Genomic DNA, 1,849 nt, shown 5'->3' with positions numbered 1-1,849 from the left:
GATCTGCTCGTCCGAAAACCTGCTCCGCTTCATCTGTCCTTCTCCTGTCGAGGCGGACTCTACCTCATCGCGGTCACATTCCAGGGGAGCACGTCGATACCTTTCGAGGACCAGCAAGAGGCTGGTGCTTTATACGCCATCCGACGACGTAAAAAGGACTGGACAAACAAGGACCACGTATCGAAGACCGCAGCATGTTCATTCGAGCTTACCTCCGCGCCTCCACCTCCGAACAGGATGCGTCACGCGCACGCGGAGCTCTGGATGCCTTCGCTGTGGAGCGAGGTTTAAGGATCGCCGCGCGCTACATTGAAAATGAGAGTGGGGCTAAGCTGCATCGGCCTGAGCTGTTCCGCCTGCTGGCCGACTGTGAGCCTGGTGACGTGCTGCTGGTGGAGCAGGTAGACCGGCTGTCTCGCCTCACCTCCACAGACTGGCAGCGACTGCGCGGCTTGATCGACGCGAAGGAGGTCCGCGTCGTTGCCCTTGACCTCCCAACATCGTGGAGTCTGACGGCGCCGGCTGATGAGTTCACTGCCCGCATGTTCGCGGCGGTCAACGCCATGATGCTAGATGTCCTCGCGGCGGTCGCACGCAAGGACTATGAGGATCGGCGTCGCCGCCAGGCCGAGGGAACCGCCAAGGCGAAGGCGGCCGGGCTTTATAAAGGCCGCCCCGCGAACAAAGCCCGCAACGCCGCAATCTCATCCCTGCTGAGCGACGGGCGCAGCTGGCGGGAAATCATGGAGGCGACCGGATGCAGCCGCACCTTGCTGGCAAAGATCGCTCGAGATCGCCGGCTGCTTAAAGCCGAGCCGGACGCCGGGATGGCTGATTGAGTAAGGACGGGCGCCCCCCCCCGGCTGAGCTGCCCCCTTCTGAGTGGTCCATCGACTATGACAGTCTGGACCAGGGAAGGGACGAAGAATGCCTGCGAAGAAGCACAAGCCGGAGGAGATCATCGGCAAGCTGCGTGAGGTGGAGATCGTGCTGGGCCAAGGCGGCACGACCGCCGAAGCGTGCCGGCGGATCGCGGTCAGCGAGCAGACCTACTATCGCTGGCGCAAGGAATATGGTGGCCTGAAGACGGACCAGGCGCGTCGGATGAAGGATCTGGAGAAGGAGAACGCCCGGCTGCGGCGTGCGATTTCGGATCTGACGCTGGACAAGCTCATCCTGCAGGAGGCGGCGAAGGGAAACTTCTGAGCCCCGCACGGCGCCGGCGCTGCATCGACCAGGTCCGGGAGGTGCTGGACGTGTCGGAGCGGCGGGTATGCCGCGTGCTTGGCCAGCACCGGTCAACGCAGCGCAAAGTGCCGTGCGGGGCAGATGATGAGCAGGCGCTCACCGACGACGTCGTCGCGCTGGCGAAGCAGTACGGGCGCTACGGCTACCGCCGGGTGACCGCGCTGCTGCACGCGGCGGGCTGGTCGGTGAACCACAAGCGGGTCGAGCGGATCTGGCGGCGTGAGGGGCTGAAAGTGCCGCAGCGCCAACCGAAACGCGGCCGGCTCTGGCTCAATGACGGCTCCTGCATCCGACTTCGACCAGAGTATCCGGGGCATGTCTGGGCCTATGATTTCGTCGAGGAGCGTACCCACGATGGGCGCAAGTTCCGCATCCTGACCATCATCGACGAGGCCAGTCGCGAGTGCCTGGCACTAGTCGTGGCACGTCAGCTGCGCCACGAAGACGTGCTGGCCGCGTTGGCCGACCTGTTCGTCGAACGCGGTCCGCCAGCGCACATCAGGTCGGACAACGTCCTATGTCGGGAAGCAGCGGCGGGTTTTGGCCAGCAGATATCCATGCGCCGACAATCATCGGCGCGGCATGCAATCTGAGCCAGATG

Annotated in this window: 1 protein-coding gene and 1 pseudogene; both read left to right on the top strand. The window is 64.0% G+C overall.

Annotated elements, in window-relative coordinates; translation table 11 throughout:
• Positions 1–194: 194 nt before the first annotated feature.
• Positions 195–839, top strand: a complete 645-nt coding sequence (locus tag GGQ96_RS21055; protein ID WP_184117190.1) for a recombinase family protein — start codon at positions 195–197, stop codon at positions 837–839.
• An 88-nt stretch (positions 840–927) separates the two neighbouring features.
• Positions 928–1,760 (top strand): annotated as a pseudogene (locus GGQ96_RS21050) (IS3 family transposase); the annotation flags it as partial.
• Positions 1,761–1,849 lie beyond the last annotated feature (89 nt).

This window comes from Sphingomonas abaci, assembly GCF_014199625.1.
GTDB lineage: Bacteria > Pseudomonadota > Alphaproteobacteria > Sphingomonadales > Sphingomonadaceae > Sphingomonas > Sphingomonas abaci.
Note: the sequence above shows the minus strand (reverse complement) of the source record. Positions and strands in the feature narration are given on the sequence as shown.

Excerpts from the sequence above, each read along its gene's own strand:
- GGQ96_RS21055 (WP_184117190.1), top strand. The coding sequence starts at position 195 with ATGTTCATTCGAGCTTACCTCCGCGCCTCCACCTCCGAACAGGATGCG.